This window comes from Methanosarcina soligelidi, from assembly GCF_000744315.1.
Taxonomy (GTDB): domain Archaea; phylum Halobacteriota; class Methanosarcinia; order Methanosarcinales; family Methanosarcinaceae; genus Methanosarcina; species Methanosarcina mazei.
Window position 1 is genome coordinate 2,389,070 of sequence record NZ_JQLR01000001.1, and the last position, 16,621, is coordinate 2,405,690.

Sequence of the window (16,621 nt, forward strand, 5' to 3'; positions counted from 1 at the left end):
GTTTTAAAGTAATCTAGACTTCATCCAGGAATCTCTGCAGCTTATCCGCAAGTTTGACGATATTACCACCTAATCTTAAACCTAGATGGAAAATTATCTTTTATTACTATACACGCTGAAATAACTGCACAATAAACGCCGTATCCAAGTTTAAATATGTAAGTACTTCCGTTCATATCAATTGGGATACCGGTGATTAGACTTGAAAAGCTTATATTTTGAACAGTCAATCTAATTATTTCGAAGGTATATACGGTAATAACTGCATAATATAATAAAATCGCACCTGATGCCAATGCAACGAACCTGTTTTGACTAAAAAAGAGTGATATACCTAAAAACACGATCAAGAATAGCCATATATCTGCAAACATTGGAATCTTCATATTCAGATATATTGGAACAGTGGCATAATCAGGAACTTTATCTATTGGTTTTCCAGTGTAATCAGAAAATAGCTGAGTATAAAGAACTTCTTCAGTAAGATCCTCTCCACCTGTCAGCCAACCGTAAGTTGACATTTTAATTTTTGTGTTATACAAACTTATATCCAGGTTTTGTCCAAGTATACTATCTGTATATGTTGCAATTGGAAAAAAATAGATTGAAACTGCCATCACAAATATACATAGTTTTGACACACCCGAGATATATTTGTAATTTTTCATTCTGCAAACTCCCGCATTTTGATTCTCAATTAAAAACGTGTTCATAAAAACTCTGAAAATAAATTTTATATGACATTATAACAACCTATCTCCTTATATAAGCTACCTGTGGCTAGAAAAACAACAAGAAGAAAAAGAAAGCGAAGAGTCTTCGTCAGGTATCTGATATTTTTCCTTGAAAAATACTTTTAGCTAACTCACAGTTATTCACTAACCAATAGTTATTTAATCACCCATAGTTATATTATATCCCGGAGTTACACAATAGATGGAGTAAATAAAATGAAACTGGAATCTGTAAAATTAGCTTGTTTTTCACCTACCGGAACAACAAAAGCGGTTGTTCAGGGAATTGCACATGGCATTAATCCAAGCACCGTAGAATTAATTGATATTACCCGACCGGCTGCAAGAAAACAACCCTTGCAGACATCGGAAAATGAATTACTTATAGTTGGAGTTCCCGTATATATGGGGAGAGTGCCGGCATTACTAAATGAATGGCTGAACGCAATTCAGGCTCATAATACGCCAACGGTCTGTGTTGTTGTCTATGGTAACCGCGTGTATGACGATGCACTGCTCGAACTAAAAAATATTGTAACTAAATGTGGGTGTATACCCATTGCCTGTGCAGCATATATCGGGGAACACTCATTCTCAAATTCCGAGACACCAACAGCACAGGGACGCCCAGATAAAGATGACTTAAACCACGCAGAAGCATTCGGACAGAAAATACATGAAAAACTGCAATCCATTTCATCAACCTCTCAGGATTCTGATGTGCAGGTGCCTGGAACTTATCCTTATGGTGGGGTTACAGAATTGTGGACTGTTGATTTTATCGCAGTCAGTGATGATTGTTCGCAGTGCGGAACCTGTGCAGAGGTGTGCCCAGTTGGTGCTATCGATCCAGAAAATAGTAATTTGACTGATACAGGAAAATGCATTACCTGCTGTGCGTGTATCAAGAACTGTCCTCAAAACGCCAGGTCGATGAAACCCGGGCTGGTCAAGGACGCATCTGTGCGCCTTCATACACTCTATAGTCAGCGAAAAGAGCCTGAATTTTTTATCTAATGAATATATCCCGGATATACGGGTTAAATGGAGTGGAATTATGGGAATAGCCGATAGAAGGCAACGGGAAAAGGAACAGAGAAGGACCGAGATTATCGATGCAGCCGAACGTCTCTTTTTTTCTCGAAATTATGAAGATGTTTCTATGGAAGACATCGCCCGCGGGGTCGAACTGAATAAGGCTACCATTTATCTATATTTTAAAAATAAGGAGGCACTTTACGCTACAATCGTACTGCGCGGTATCGAGATCCTTAAAGAAAAATACATGGAATGCATGCAAAAACAGGTTTCCGGAATTGTCAAGGTAGCCCTGATGGGCCAGGCTTATTACCAGTTTTCACAGGAGTATCCCGATTATCTTCGAATGATCCATTTTTACGGTTCTGAGCGTTTTTCAAAGGAGAACCCATGCACCGCTGAGATTGGAAAGGGGTACGGTACCTGCCGGCTGATCCTGCGGGACGCGATCCTGGAGGGTATCGATGACGGTACAATCCGGGCAGATCTCGATCCGTTCCTGACCTCGATGTACCTTATGATTTCCTTCATGGGTATCCTGTCAATGGAAAATAAATGGAAAATAGTGATCGAGGCGGAAGGGTTCAGCTACGAGCAATACACCAGTGAGTTTTTCCGGTTCATCATTCCTGCCATCTCTTCCGAATCTCACAAAATGGATGTCAAAGATCTCGCAGCATTTGGGTTCTTTTTAACCGAGCCTGCAGAACCTGAGAAAAAGAGAAAAAAATATTAAAGTTTTTAGAATTTTGAGGGTGAATTTTTCACCTGTATTGCATTTTACTCTGTTGCGTTTTATATTTCTGGTTCTCGCCTGCTCCATACGGGACAGGTGGATTCAACCAGAGATCATAAAATCACTGGTTTTGATCTACAAGAATCTAACCGGTCTGGAATGATCTGCTCGGCTGCTTAAGGCATTGTTTCAGGGAAGAATATACCCTGCATTAAGTTTCCAAAAAGTTTACATGAATCATTCACGCCGACGTATTGCCTGCCATTCTTAAAAATGGTATCATTATTTGCTCCTATTTCCATTTTTGAACCATCTCCAAGGTCAAATGTGCATGTCGTATCTGCAAGTCCGCCATTAGCTTCTCCAAATCGAAAACTTAAAACTTGTACAATATTGACAGCCTGCTCTATGTCCTCATCATTAGTGAGAGTAACGGTCTCGTTTCCCTGCATAATTTGCACAGATACGGCACTCGCTCTTTCCAGTTCGTGAGCAACAGGTAAACCGTGTGCAAAATAAAAATATACCAGTAAAATTATAGTTGTAATAATAGTTGAAATAACAATTTGCAGTATAAACTTTGAATTCTTTTTGATCACTATATTTTACTCCATTACGTTTTCTATCAGTAGTAACATACTTCTTTTATTCTATGCCCTTAAGTAAAATTGTTCAGTTATCTTATTTCACTTATTTATATTTCGTTTTATAATCATATCAATTTATTATCTTTTATGATTCTAAAATATAATGAAAAGTTTTGCAGAAAAAACTTCAAATCAATAGTTCTAAAATCCACTGCCGTAATATCAGGAGGCCTGATATCCTTTCTGCAAATGCTTTCGCAGAAAAAAAGATAAAAAACACACATGATATTCTTCGAATAACATGCCCAAAAAATGAAAGTACTTGAGAGCACTTTCATGCCAAATAAAAAAAGATAAAAAATAGAAAGAAGTCACAACAGGATGAATAAAACTATGAATCAAATATGAATCCGCCTTAAACTTCCAGCCCCTCTTCTTTGAGGAAATGATCAATCAGTTTCCTTGAAATGCTGATCTTTCCCGGAAGCACAGGCAGTTTGTTTACTGAAAACCATTTTGCGTCCTCGATTTCAAACCCGTCCGGCCGAATCTCCCCGGAATCATATTCTGCGGTAAAGCCGATCATCAGGGAATTTGGGAAAGGCCATGCCTGTGTCCCGAAGTAAGTTACATTTTTTACTTTAATACCGACCTCTTCCCAGATTTCCCTTTCAACCGCCGCTTCAGCCGATTCGCCTGGCTCGACAAAGCCTGCTATAAGGCTGTACATGTCAGGAGGGAAGTTGGGAGACCTTGCAAGCAGGATTTTACTGCCCTTTCTTATAAGCACTATAACAGCAGGCGAAATTCTGGGATAGAAAAGCTCTCCGCATTCAGGGCATTCCTTTCCTCTTTCTCCCGGTTTCTGCGAGGTCTTTGTTCCGCACCTGCTGCAGAACTGGTTTGTCCTGTCCCATTCCATTACCTGAACTGCTTTGTTCACAAGCTCAAAACACCCCTCACTCATCTCGGAATATGCCTGCCTGAGGTCAACAAACTCCATACCTTCCGGAGCTTTAGCGTCCTGTGGAAGTTCAATAGAAAAGCAGTCTGTCCCCTCAAGTACGCCAAGGTACTGTTCCCTTATAACAGGAAGCCCGAGTTCCCTGATATCCAGCAGCCTGGGAATTGCTCCCGGGTTTTTATAGGTTTTAATAAGAATATCACGTCCCCGGAAAATGAACCAGAGAGCCTTTTTGGTCCTTCCGGCTGGCGGTTCTATGCCTACGATGAACTTAGGATGAATAGGGTTTTCCCTGTTAGTGGGGGTCATAATGTCCATACTATTGGATTTTGTTGTATATATGATTACGGGAGCGATTTAATTTCAATAGTATCATGGATTTCAAAGGCGGTTTTGTAGAATTATGATTTTTTACGAGAATAAAAACAAAGGAAGAGCTATCTCCTCACATATTCTGAAAAAACAGGAAAATAGGAAAATGAAGTTTTCTCAGGAGCAAAACCCAACCTTGAATTTTACCTGTGGGCTCTTCGTTCCAGATATTTAACAACTTCCATGACTATAAGAGTAGTAGAAGCCAGAGGAATGATCATTCCCCAATCCGAAAGCGAGAGAGGCACAGTCCTGAAAGCCGTCTGCAGAACAGGGACATAAATTGCTGCAAGCTGCAGAAGCACCGTGCTCAGGATGGCATAGATCAGGGGCCGGTTTGTGAAAATTCCCAGGGAAAAGACCGAGAGCCTGTCCGAACGCCAGTTAAACGCGTTGAACATCAGAGAAATCACAACCAGGGTGAAGATCAGAGTCTGGATCTTTGGAAGAGGCATTCCTTCTTCAAGAGCCCAGGAAAGAACTCCAAGAGACTGGACTGCAATCAGGGCTCCCAATCCAAGGCTCGCTATGAGCATTCTCCTGGAAACCAGTCCTTCTGTAGATTTTCTGGGTTTCTGCTTCATAAGCCCCCTGTCAGGAGCTTCCAGAGAAAGCGCCATTGGAGGAAGCCCATCTGTGATAAGGTTGATCCAGAGGATCTGTACTGCAATAACAGGCAGGATCTGCCAGGCAAGCACTCCGACAAGGACAATCAGGACAACTCCTATATGGCAGGTAAGGCCGTAAGCAATGAAGTTTTTGATATTTTTCAATATATTTCGGCCCTCTTCAACTGCGGAAACAATGGATGCGAAATTGTCATCTGTCAGGATCATGCTGGAAGCTTCCTTACTGACTTCGGTTCCGGTAATTCCCATTGCAATGCCCATATCTGCAGCTTTAAGGGCAGGGGCATCGTTTACTCCGTCCCCGGTCATTGCAACGATATAGCCTTTTTTCTTGAGGGCGTTAACAACCTTCAGCTTATGCTCAGGATACACTCTTGCATAGACCGAAACCTTCTCCACCATGTCCTCGAATTCTTTGTCTCCAAGGGCGTCCAGTTCCGTGCCTTTAAGGACAAGATCCCCTTCCCGGTAAATCCCTATCTCTCTTGCAATAGCAAAGGCGGTAGTTTTGTGGTCTCCAGTAATCATTACAGTTCTAATACCTGCATCAGTACATGTGGCAATCGCAACCTTTACCTCTTCTCTCGGAGGGTCGCGCATGCCCATGAGCCCTGCAAACACCATATCCTTTTCAGCTTCTTCAGGAATGATATTCTCAGGAACCTGACGGTAAGCAAAACCCATCACCCTGAGGGTCTGGTTTGCCATCTCATTTACGGTATTCAGGATCTCCTTCCTAATTTCAGGGGTTAATTCCTTCTCCTGACCTCCAAGGAAAATTTTCGTACAGCAATCAAGAATGACTTCGGGAGCTCCTTTAGAATATGCATACAGACCTTCTTCTGACGTGTTCAGGGTGGTCATCATCTTTCTTTCGGAAGAAAACGGAACCTCTCCGATACGCCTGTGACCTAGCTCAAGATCAGGTCTCCAGATCCCTTTTTTGGCTGCCGCAACTACAAGGGCACCCTCAGTGGGATCCCCAATAATATCCCCTATTCCTTCCTCCTCGACCAATCCTGCATCATTGCAGAGAGCTCCTGTTACCAGCAGCTTGTGAAGATGTATGTCTTCAGAAACAGGCTGGCCGTCCTTGAAAAAGTCTCCCACGGGCTCATATCCGTTACCTGTAACACTCAATATGGCCCCGTTTACATACACCTTCTCAACGGTCATCTTGTTCTGGGTGAGCGTTCCGGTTTTGTCCGTACAGATGATGTTGGTAGAGCCGAGGGTTTCTACGGAAGGCAGCTTTCTCACAAGGGCATGCCTCTTGACCATTCTTCTGACCCCGAGAGCAAGTCCCACGGTCACAACCGCAGGGAGAGCTTCGGGAATTGCTGCAACTGCGAGGGCAACGCCCCAGAGAAACATCTCAAAAGGATCAAAGCCCTTAAAGATTCCGAGCACTGCTACAAAAGCAACAACAATAAGAGTTGCGGCTCCAAGCCAGCGCCCGAACTGGTCGAGCTTTTCCTGCAAAGGAGTTCTTTCCCTTTCGATTTCTCCCAGGAGACCGGCAAGTTTTCCAAAAGCAGTACTCATCCCTGTTGCCGTAATTACTGCTTTTCCCCTGCCATAGGTAACCGAAGTTCCGGTATAAGCCATATTTTTTCTGTCAGGCTGCGGAGTTTCGGGAAGAAGAATTTTGATGCTTTTTTCTACAGGAACGGATTCTCCTGTGAGAGAAGATTCGTCAATTTTAAGAGACTGAGCCTCAAGCAATCTGGCATCTGCAGGTATCCTGTCCCCCGCCTGCAGAATAAGGATGTCTCCCGGGACAAGTAAGGAAGAAGGGACTTTTACTTCCTTCCCGTCCCTTACCACAAGAGCTTCGGGACTGGTCAGTGATTTTAGAAGTTTGATAGATTCTTCTGCCCTGTATTCCTGGACAAAACCAAGAACTCCTGCAAGAAAAACTGTGAACAGAATCACAAGGGCATCTACAAGCTCTCCAAGGAAGGCAGAAACCAGCGCTGCAACAATCAAAATGAGAATCAGAAAACTTTTGAACTGAGAAAAAAGTAGTTTGAACACAGATGTTTTTTCTTCTTCTTTAAGTTCGTTTTTTCCATATTTTTTAAGTCTGTTTTCTGCTTCTCCCGAACTCAGTCCGGTTTCGGATGTGTCCAGGGTTTTTAGAACCGCGTCAGCGGCTTCATCATGATACATCCTGTTTTATCTCCAGTAAATAAGGCAAACGTTTCTGGGTTGAAAGCATTTTAGTCTGTCATGTTAAGGTAAAAATTCAGGTGGATTAAATTCACTAATTAGATATAGAGTTATCTATGGAGAACCAGAACTTTATATGGTGAGTTCTGAAAAGTTTAAGATTTTTAAAAAACCTGGAGCTCTAGCAGGAAAATAGATATGAAAGACAGGTTTTAAGGCAGGTTTCAGAAATAATTTTAAAATGATTTATTCCAGAAATAGATTTTAAAATAGATTTATTCCAGAAATAATTTTAAAATAAATTTAAAAAAATTAAGGAATCTTCCCCCTGACTACGATTAACTCTTCAAATGAAACTTTTTTTCTCAATACAACATCAACCTCAAAGCCCATTTTTAGCATCCTATCCTTTACAGCCTCAAACCCTGTAATCGAAGAAATCAATACCAGGGCTCTTCCTCCGGGCTTCAGGTAGTTTCTTACCTCATCCAGAAAACGGTCAAGAGTCTCTCTCCCGCTGGTTCCGCCGTCAAAAGCATAGTTAAGCCAGCCGGGAACTTTTTCTTCTTCGGAAGTTGGAAGATAAGGCGGATTAAAAAGGATGAGGTCAAAAGGAGTTCCCTTATGTCCGGGTTTTAGCCCCCTGAAAAGGTCGGTGCGGATTACCTCAACCCCGTTTGCTTTTGCGCAGAGGGCGGCATGAGGGTTGATCTCGGTTGCAAAAATTCGGATACCTTTAACATTTGCCCTGAGAACAGCAGATACGAAACCTGATCCCGCCCCGATTTCCAGGATACGCATACCCGGTTCTGCCTCTTCAAGGGCGGCATCGGCAAGCAAAAAAGAATCCTCTGCAGGCTCGTAAACGAGATCCGAAGCTCCGAGTCTGACCCGGGTATTTCTGTATTCGATTTCAACCATATTTATCGGAATTTTATGTCAGAAATTATCTGGATTTAAGGTCAAAAATCATGTTTGCAACGCTGGCAAGCTCTTCAGGTGTAAGGTCTTCCGCCCTTTTGTTCATGAAATCTTCAGGGAGCTGGCTTACAATCTCTTTGATGTCAGGGATTTTGAGCAAAGAACTGGTGTTCAGTATTGCGTTTCTGAGCTTTTTCCGGCGCTGGCTAAAGACCGCAGCTACAAACTGGAGGAAGAAAGTTTCATCCCTCACCTCAAAAGGAGCCGGGCGCGGAATCAGTTTGATAACCGCAGAATCAACCTCAGGGGCTGGATGGAAGGCGCCTTTCGGGACCTTCATGACAATGGAGGCATCAGCAAAGTAGCAGGTATCGATCGTGAGACGGGAATAGTCTTTACAGCCGGGAGGAGAGACCATGCGAACTGCAAACTCGTACTGGTACATAAGAACCCCGAGTTTGAATTTATGACGTAAAAGCTTGAAAGTAATTTCCGAGGAGATAGAATAGGGAAGGTTTGAGACGACCTTGTCGAACTCAGGGAAATCGACTTTCAGGGCGTCTCCTGCTATAATCTCTATATTCTCTGCAGCATCGAAACGGTCATGCAGGACTGATACAAGGGCAGGGTCAAGCTCGACAGCAATCACCTTCTTTGCCCTTCTTGCGAGTCTTTCCGTAAGGTTTCCGATTCCCGCACCTATCTCAAGAACCGTATCCTGCGGACTCAGCTCAGCAGCAGCGACTATCCGGTCAAGGTAGCCTGCATCGATAAGAAAATGCTGGTCAAAGGTGCCCCCTTTTATATTGTACTTTTTAAGAATAGAACGAACCAGGTCTGAAACCTCCTGAATGAAATAATGTTTTAAAACTGAGCGTACAGAAACAATACCGGAAAAAAATTAAAAAATAGAAAAAAAGTTTCCCGCTCACTCGGGTCTCTGGCGGCGGGGGGGTGTGGTGAATAGCCTGTACTTTATAAAGTCATCTTTGAGTTCTTCTTCGATCCTGTGAGAGATAACCTTGGCAGGGTCGTGAAGACTTGGAATCCTTTCGCGGATGTCCTGAAAGCTCTTGAACTCCCCTTTCTTGCGTTCATCAATGATGGACCACATAAGTTTTTTACCAATTCCAGGAAGGAGTTCAAGCATATGCAGACGGGTTGTAATGGAATGGGCATCATTGAAAAATTTTACGAATGCTTCTTCTCTGTGCCTTACAATAGCTTCAAGGATAAACGGCAGCTCCAGGTTGGCTCCGTTTGTAAGGTCAGAGTAACCTATCCTCTGCTTTACGTGGTCTATTTCATTCCTGTCCCCCGGGCCTATATAGACCCTTGACTGGATATCAGGAATAACCCCGCTTTTGGGGACGAGTTCCATAAGAGTAAACTTCTTGTCCCCAATAGCCTGCACGAGAGGTTTTTTCTGATAAGCTGACTTGCCGTCAATGGATTTTCCGTATGGGAGATAATCCAGCACCCATACGTATTCCTCCCTGTCCTGCGAACTTTCCACGGCTTTCCCGGATGAGCGCGGAGCTCTTTCTGACTGCCTTTCAAATTGCGGTTTGCCTGCCGGACGCCTGCCGCCAGAAGAAGGTCTTTCGGCAGTGGTTCTGCCAGTGTACGGTCTACCTGATTGCGACTTATCTACTTTCATCAGCACCCATCCTATCGGTAATATGAAACCCCTTTAATTGAGACCCCGGTGTATCTTTCAGGGATGCTCAAACTTAGATATGCCCAGCTTCTTTTAGCTCTCTTTTTGTTCAGGGTTTTTCCCGGAAGCGTTAACCTATCTCCCTTCATTTCTGAAAACCGGGAGATAACCTGCAACACGGGATTCTCAGGTTAAAATATTTTAAGAACCAGAGAATTTTCTAATGCTAAATTTATCAGGTCGGAGCACTTGCATACTTTAAAGTACTCCAACAAGTTTTAGAATACTTCCCTCATAAATAACAAATACACTGCTATATAGTTATTCTCTTTAACTTTTAATTATTCCATAGCTGCGAATACATAGTCCAGAATTTGATCAAGCTCTTCATTGCTCAGTGTGTATTTTTCTTTTGCATAGATTGACCTGAGTTCGTCTCTGGATTGAGGCAGGATATCCGCGATCCTGACCGCAATAACCGGTTTCATTTTTTCGAGCTCAAGCAATTTATTAACAAGTTCTCTTGATTTTGCTCCGCCGATCCTGGAGAACTGCTCCGCATGATTGAGGGCTTTTCTAAAACTGTATGAAACCTCGATCCCCTTCTCTCTGCGCTCTTCAGCGATCGCGGTAAGTTTATCCTTGACCTCAGCCAGTGTCAATAATTCTTCGTTGAGTACTTCCTTAACTATCATCGAAATACACTCTTTTGAATTAAAATATCAGTATCTGTACTTCCTTACAGAGCAATCCTTTCCAGTGCTTTTATGAGCTCTGATTCCTGCTGCCAGTATTATGTCTTTGAGTACCGGTATGCACCCGATAAGCCGGAACTATTTTAAATAACGGTATCCTGAGCCATCTGTGCCATGTTCACAGATAATACATCTCAACCATATGTTTTACAAATGATATATAATTATAGATGTTCCCTTACCGGGATAAGAGATTAATTTTAAAAAGCAGTTGTTCCAGATCCCTTACAAGCATATTTGCTTTATAAAGGCTTTAAGGGATTGGTTCTGTTATGTCTGATACCTGCTATTATTCAGCCTGCAATTTGCTGGAATTCCGTCAGGATTTTAGACCTCCGGCTGGAGGTCAGCATACCTTAAACCCTTAAGAGAAGGAGATTAGGTTTAAAAACCTAACTGCCTGCTCGAAATCAGTATTTCTGGGGTTTCAGGTGCTGCGGAACAGAAAAGACTTCCTTCATTGAGTTTCCTTCGCGGACTGCCAGAATATATGACCTGCCGCGCTGTCCTATAACTTTTCCTGTAAAGCCCTGGAATTTCGGATTTGGCATCCCTTTCTGGACGCTGGGGTCGATGTCAATGTGAACCATCTGTCCATCTTCGAATTCCTGGATTGCCTTGCTTACAGGGGAAATTCCTCTTTCACGAACCGTCTTCTGTAATTTGTACCTTGTGCAGCGTCTTTCACCGTGTGAATTTGTCATCGCATGTTCCTCCGTTAGAATGCTCGATTAATTTCTCTTTAATAAAGTTTCTGTTTGGTTTTCCTCTAAATAAGATGGATATTATTTAAATGAACCGTTCATGAAGCCACTTATTCCCTATGGCTCGGCCGGCCAGTGAAACCGATTAGATGGATAGATTCATTTAGTTCAGATAGATCAGGATTCCAGATCAGATCTATCCAAATTATTTAGATTTATCTGGTTTTAAGGGCAGGTTCAGATGTTTAAGGCTTAAATTTCGACGTTAACCACATCAAGATCTTCCACGAGCGCAGGGATTCCTAAAAGCCCTGTCAGGCTCGGGTTTGTCCTGCCTTCATCTCCGGAAATCAGTTCTTTGACGTACAGCCCGCCTTCACAGTTTACGGTGATATAAGCATAACCGTCATCCGTCAGCTCGTTAAGCGTGATGCTGTGCACGTACCTTTTCCGTATAAGGTCTGCCCGCCTGTGGACCACACGCTTTGGGGTCTGCTGGGCGATCTCTGTGCCATTCAAAGACTCAAGGCAGGATTTAAGCTTTTCCTCTGAGACAGGCTCTTTAAATGTAACTTTAAGCTTATAAGTTTTATCCGCCTTTGAGCTTTTCAGGGTTTCGATCATTCCTTTTTCAACGAAGCGAAGATCCCTTACCTCAACTTTTCCTGCCGCATTTTCATTAATTTTTGCAGCAAGTGCTTCAAGGTCGGCACTGCGTTTTACAGGAGACTTTGCTTCCACCACAAAGGGCCTGCCGCTTCCAAGCATAAGGGCATCGATATCTTCCCTGCCCGACCCATGGAAAGCCGTGTCAACAGCTTCAAAAGCCTCGACAACGGGGCCTTTGATAAGCTCGTCCACGGATTCCGGGTACTGTTTGCCTGTAAACCCGCATTTCTCGCAGCCTTTACCCCTGCATTTTCTGCAGGGCCAGCGTGTCTGGGGAATTCCTCTGACCTTTTTAAGGTAGCGCCCATAGATATACACTGAGCGGACCTGAAGCTCGAATTTGTTTGTTGCAAGGTCAAGGGTGATAACAATATCCGGGTTTTCAAAGTCCACTTCCTTATTGACTCTTTCTGCAATCCGCTTGCCCACTTCCCTGTTAAGCTCGGTTTTCAACTGCTCGGCATATGCAGTCCCTGCCTCAGCCCACAGGATTTCCTCATTCTCACTGAGAAGCCCGCTTACCTTTGTGCCGACAAGGAAGGTGGAGTACTCAAGCCCTTCCAGAGCTTTTGCAGCTTCCTCTGCCCAGAAATCCAGTTTTTTAAACTGGTCAAGGCAGACCCAGCACTGCTCGTTTTCACCCTCTATTCTTAGAGTTTTCCTGGCAAGGGCGCTGCACGGGGCAAGCTCCTTTAAAAGGGAGTCATCATTTTCACTTTTATAAATGCGGTCCCCTTCCAGGGCGAGGGCAAGTTTTACTGCCTGTCCGCGTTCTCTGTTGCTGAGGCCTGTAGATAATTTCGCAAACTGACGGCCCATGCAGTGGTCACACACAGGACCTTCGTGCAGAATCTTTTTTGAAATTTCGAGTACATCCATTTATTTCACATTCTCCAAGCTTGTTTTCGAGGAATAGACCTGAAGCGGATTATTGAGAGCTTATATTGAAAGACCTGGTTTAATTAAGAGACCAGGTGAGGATTATATTAAGATATATATTAACAAATTACTGAAAGGAGGTCCCCGGCAGTATTCAATAAAGCATCTGCCCTGAAATGCACGTCCGGATAAGTTCTGTCCTGATACAGGGAAATAGGATATAACTTTTTGGATAAAAACCAGAAACAAAAACTGTATCTCAGTCTTCGGGCCGAGAAATGTTTCCTCCTGGAATTTCCCCTCTCTCGGCTTCAGCCCTGTCAAGTTCGTTATGAATAAGGGTTATGCAGTGGTTGGAGTGAAGGGAAATGGGCCCAACGGAAATGACCTGTGCTCCTGCTTCAAGGAGCTGCTTTTCCTCTTCTTCCGTAACTCCTGTATGGTCGCCCAGAATAAAAACAGGGTCTTGAATCTCACGGGCGATTTCTCTGAAGTCCTTCCCATCTTCCCTCAGATAAAGCAGGGTACGCCCCTCAAAAGAAGCCAGAAGGGAATTCAAATCCCCGGTGCGGGTCCAGACTCCGGGCGTGGACCTTATATCCTGTCCGGCTGCATTTTTCAGAAGGGCTTTCTGGATAAGCGAACCGCTGCTCCTTTCGTCGGGATTGAGGTATCTCAGGTGGAGCCCTTCAAACCGGATTATTTTTCCGGGATCGGGCTCTCCCAGGAGGAGCAGGTGAACATTTACATCCCTGCGCATCCCGAAAGAGAGAAAAAGGGCAGAGCTTACGCAGCGGCAAAGTATGTCCATTCTTCCTGCAGACCCCGGAAGGTCATTTAAAGAAAAGTCGCCGCTGGTTTTTGCTTTATGCCCTATGATAACGATATCACGCATGGGGCAGTAATATTACGTAAGGGATATAAAACATGTATGCATGTTTCACAGAAGAACACATGACATAATATGAGAAAGAGATAATATTTAAGACTCGATAGAGAATAAAACCAGAGTAAAGAGTCATGATTAAACGATAAGTGGATTGAAAATTCAAAATAAGGACGAGATAAGGATGAAGATACTCGCTATTTCCGACCCACATGGAGACTATTCGAAGATTGAAGAGATCATAGAAAAAGCCGGGGACTTCGACCTGGCTGTTGTGGTCGGGGACATAACCAACTTCGGACCCGATGAGAAAGTAGATGAGCTGCTTGGGATGTTTGATAAGCCCGTGCTTGCAATCCCCGGGAACTGCGACCACAGGAGCATCCTGAAAGCCCTTGACAGTTCAAAAGCCGTAAACCTTCACGGAAAAGCCGAACAGGTTGGAAAAATCAGGTTCATAGGGCTTGGAGGCTCAAACCCTACCCCTTTTAACACCCCTTTTGAGCTTTCCGAAGAAGAAATAGAAAACGCCCTTGAAGGAATGGTCTGCTCAGCCGAAAACTCAGGGGAATGCGGGAAAATAGTGCTCCTTACACACGCTCCTCCGCATGGAGCCAGAGACGAACTCCCATTCGGGCATGTGGGAAGCAAAGCGATCCAGAAGTTTATTGACAGGGTAGACCTGATCGTCTGCGGGCACATCCATGAAGCAAAAGGCATGGAAAAAGCCGGGAAAACACTTGTGGTAAATCCCGGAGAAGCCTGCAAGGGTTCCTGTGCTCTTATAACCATTGAAGAGACCGAAAACAAACCCATCGAGGTTGAGTTCGTGGAAGTATAAATAAGATCCAAATGGCTTAATAAGATATAAACGGTTTAATAAGATTCAAATGGCTTAGTAAGATTCAAATGGCTTAGTAAGATTTAAACGGCTTAAACGAGTCAAATGACTTAACTAGATTCAAATGGTTTAATGAGATTTACTTGCTTTAGCAAAAATCATTTAGCCTCATTTGAGAAAATTCGGTGTTATTACAGGAATTTTAGAGATTCCAATAACTCCGAACCTTTTTCTAATCAGGAATATTTTCTAATCAGGAGTATATTCATTAGTAAGAACATCCTTACTATAGAATTATATTTTTGTTTTAAGCTTTCATATTAGCTTTAAACGTATCGTAAAATCCATTACAGAATCCAGTTAAATATGCTATTTTGCCGGCGTGCAGAATTATATAGAAAAAGCTGAGGGGTTGAACTACGGACGTAATCAAAGATTTCGGTTTCGATCCAGTCTTTGTGGATTTCCTGACAAAACTTGCCATTGCATTTTTAATAGGGATAATGGTAGGTGTGGAAAGGGAACACAGAGGGCTTGAGCACGAGATTTTTGCAGGAGTCAGGAGTTACAGTATAACCTGCATAACGGGTATGCTCGTAGCTCTGGCAAGCGAATCCATAGGAACAGGCTTTGTTTACGTATCCACGCTTTTCTTTGCGGCTATGTGTTCCATAATCACCTATTCCAAAATATTCCTTTTCAAGAGGATAGGGGTTACAAGCCCCATTACTTTATTTTTTATTTTCGTGATGGGAGTCCTTGTAGGCTATGACTACGGCCTCTTTGCCATTGTTTCTTCAATAGTCGTAGCTTTCCTGCTTATCCAGAAACAGCCCCTCCACCAGTTTGCAGGAAACCTTACAAAAGAAGAGCTTTACAATGCCATACAGTTTCTGGCTGTCGCTTTCATACTTTATCCGGTTATGCCGGAAAAACAGTTCTTCGGGCTTCTAAACCTCAGATACGCGATCCTTATTGTAATTCTTGTTTCTCTGATCAGCTTTTCAAGTTATGTTCTTTTGAGAAAATTCGGGACAAAGCGTGGCCTTTATTATTCGGGCTTTCTCGGGGGCTTTATTAACAGTGAAGCCACCACAGGAGCGCTGGCGGGACTTTCAAAGAAGGCAGAGGAAATGGCTGCCCCGGTTATTACAGGGATCCTGCTCTGCAATATTTCCATGCTCATTCGGAACCTTGTTCTGGCGTTTATAGTTGACCCGACTGGCAGGACAACCATGCTTATGCTCCTTCCCCAGCTTGTACTTATTATAGTTTCAATTGGAATGGCTTACAGGCACAGCAAGAAGGTCTGCCCGATAGGCGGGGGAGAACTCAAGATCCAGTCTCCTTTCTCACTGGGCCAGGCATTTAAGTTTGGCATTGCTTTTACTCTGATCCTCGTTATAGGGAACTTTGCCTATAATGCTGCAGGGACTACAGGAATATACCTGACTGCCCTTGGTGCTCTTGTAAGCAGTTCAGGAGTGATAGTCTCCGTAACTCTTCTTGCCGTAAGTGGGAATATTTCTTACGAAGTCGCAGCAAATACAGCAGTAATTGCAAGCCTTGTAAGTACTGTAAATAAAATTCTGCTTTCGAAGATTTCAGGCTCTTCAAGTCTCTTTTCTCTTGCCATAAAGGATTTTGGGATCATTGCAGCCACAGGAACTCTGGCTTTAGTTATATTGAATTTTCTGTGAGATCGAATTCTGTAAGTCGAATTTCTATGAAATCGAATTCAGTAAGGCCGAATATTCTATAAAATCGAATTCAGTAAGGTCGAATATTCTGTAAGATCGAGTATTTTGTAAGAAAAGCGGCAGAAAAAATGGTTTGTCGGGCACATTCATATCAGTACAGGCACACTCATCACACTCATATCAGTATAAATCAGCTTTAAGGACCTGATGCAGATAAGTAAAAAAATTAAGTGAAAAAATAACTGGAAGAAAGCAGTCGATCCTGTACTATGTTTATACTTCAGGATAATTGCCACAGGCAAAATCTGTTTTGTCACCTGTTATAATTCTACAAAATTCTAACTGCTCTTGAATTCAAAACAATGAACTAAAAT

General features: G+C 43.1%; 15 protein-coding genes. 4 read left to right on the forward strand and 11 right to left on the reverse strand.

Translation table 11 applies throughout. The features are described from left to right. Positions 1-62: 62 nt before the first annotated feature. A complete protein-coding gene (locus tag M886_RS10470; RefSeq protein WP_152558021.1) occupies positions 63-668 on the reverse strand; it encodes a hypothetical protein in 606 nt (201 codons plus the stop codon). 282 nt (positions 669-950) lie between these two features. On the opposite strand from M886_RS10470, the gene M886_RS10475 reads away from it, so the two are divergent. After that, positions 951-1,751, forward strand: a complete 801-nt coding sequence (locus M886_RS10475; protein ID WP_048051142.1) for an EFR1 family ferrodoxin — start codon at positions 951-953, stop codon at positions 1,749-1,751. 40 nt (positions 1,752-1,791) lie between these two features. Beyond that, complete coding sequence (locus tag M886_RS10480; protein WP_011034462.1) at positions 1,792-2,508, forward strand: TetR/AcrR family transcriptional regulator; 717 nt, start codon at positions 1,792-1,794, stop codon at positions 2,506-2,508. Between the two features lie 176 nt (positions 2,509-2,684). Here M886_RS10480 and M886_RS10485 read toward each other — a convergent pair whose 3' ends face one another. From M886_RS10485 to trmY, 10 genes are all read right to left on the reverse strand, one after another. Then, entirely contained in the window at positions 2,685-3,107 is a 423-nt protein-coding gene (locus tag M886_RS10485) for a hypothetical protein (RefSeq protein ID WP_011034461.1), read from the reverse strand. A 403-nt stretch (positions 3,108-3,510) separates the two neighbouring features. Then, a complete protein-coding gene (gene nudC / locus M886_RS10490) occupies positions 3,511-4,368 on the reverse strand; it encodes an NAD(+) diphosphatase (RefSeq protein WP_011034458.1) in 858 nt (285 codons plus the stop codon). Between the two features lie 206 nt (positions 4,369-4,574). Further along, positions 4,575-7,232 carry a calcium-transporting P-type ATPase, PMR1-type gene (locus tag M886_RS10495; protein WP_048051143.1) on the reverse strand — a complete coding sequence of 886 codons (2,658 nt, stop codon included), beginning with the start codon at positions 7,230-7,232 and terminating at the stop codon, positions 4,575-4,577. 312 nt (positions 7,233-7,544) lie between these two features. Then, a complete protein-coding gene (locus M886_RS10500) occupies positions 7,545-8,153 on the reverse strand; it encodes a HemK2/MTQ2 family protein methyltransferase (RefSeq protein ID WP_048043594.1) in 609 nt (202 codons plus the stop codon). A 25-nt stretch (positions 8,154-8,178) separates the two neighbouring features. Then, positions 8,179-9,042: a 16S rRNA (adenine(1518)-N(6)/adenine(1519)-N(6))-dimethyltransferase RsmA gene (gene rsmA, locus M886_RS10505; RefSeq protein WP_394296565.1), complete on the reverse strand. Its 864-nt coding sequence runs from the start codon at positions 9,040-9,042 to the stop codon at positions 8,179-8,181. Between the two features lie 39 nt (positions 9,043-9,081). Continuing rightward, on the reverse strand, positions 9,082-9,813 hold the full coding sequence (locus M886_RS10510) for a DUF655 domain-containing protein (protein ID WP_048038784.1): 732 nt from the start codon (positions 9,811-9,813) through the stop codon (positions 9,082-9,084). A 341-nt stretch (positions 9,814-10,154) separates the two neighbouring features. After that, positions 10,155-10,508 carry an RNA polymerase Rpb4 family protein gene (locus M886_RS10515; RefSeq protein WP_015412611.1) on the reverse strand — a complete coding sequence of 118 codons (354 nt, stop codon included), beginning with the start codon at positions 10,506-10,508 and terminating at the stop codon, positions 10,155-10,157. A 470-nt stretch (positions 10,509-10,978) separates the two neighbouring features. After that, entirely contained in the window at positions 10,979-11,272 is a 294-nt protein-coding gene (locus tag M886_RS10520) for a 50S ribosomal protein L21e (RefSeq protein WP_011034452.1), read from the reverse strand. A 252-nt stretch (positions 11,273-11,524) separates the two neighbouring features. Beyond that, positions 11,525-12,820: a tRNA pseudouridine(54/55) synthase Pus10 gene (locus M886_RS10525; protein WP_011034451.1), complete on the reverse strand. Its 1,296-nt coding sequence runs from the start codon at positions 12,818-12,820 to the stop codon at positions 11,525-11,527. 259 nt (positions 12,821-13,079) lie between these two features. Then, positions 13,080-13,715 (reverse strand): tRNA (pseudouridine(54)-N(1))-methyltransferase TrmY, encoded by a 636-nt coding sequence (gene trmY / locus M886_RS10530; protein WP_011034450.1) that lies wholly within the window; start codon positions 13,713-13,715, stop codon positions 13,080-13,082. 175 nt (positions 13,716-13,890) lie between these two features. Between trmY and M886_RS10535 the strand changes: the two genes are divergently transcribed. Both M886_RS10535 and M886_RS10540 read left to right on the forward strand, forming a co-directional pair. Continuing rightward, the gene (locus M886_RS10535) at positions 13,891-14,547 is read left to right on the forward strand and encodes a metallophosphoesterase (RefSeq protein WP_015412609.1); all 657 of its coding nucleotides are present in this window, start codon (positions 13,891-13,893) and stop codon (positions 14,545-14,547) included. A 458-nt stretch (positions 14,548-15,005) separates the two neighbouring features. Next, positions 15,006-16,247, forward strand: a complete 1,242-nt coding sequence (locus tag M886_RS10540; protein WP_011034448.1) for an MgtC/SapB family protein — start codon at positions 15,006-15,008, stop codon at positions 16,245-16,247. Positions 16,248-16,621: the final 374 nt, after the last annotated feature.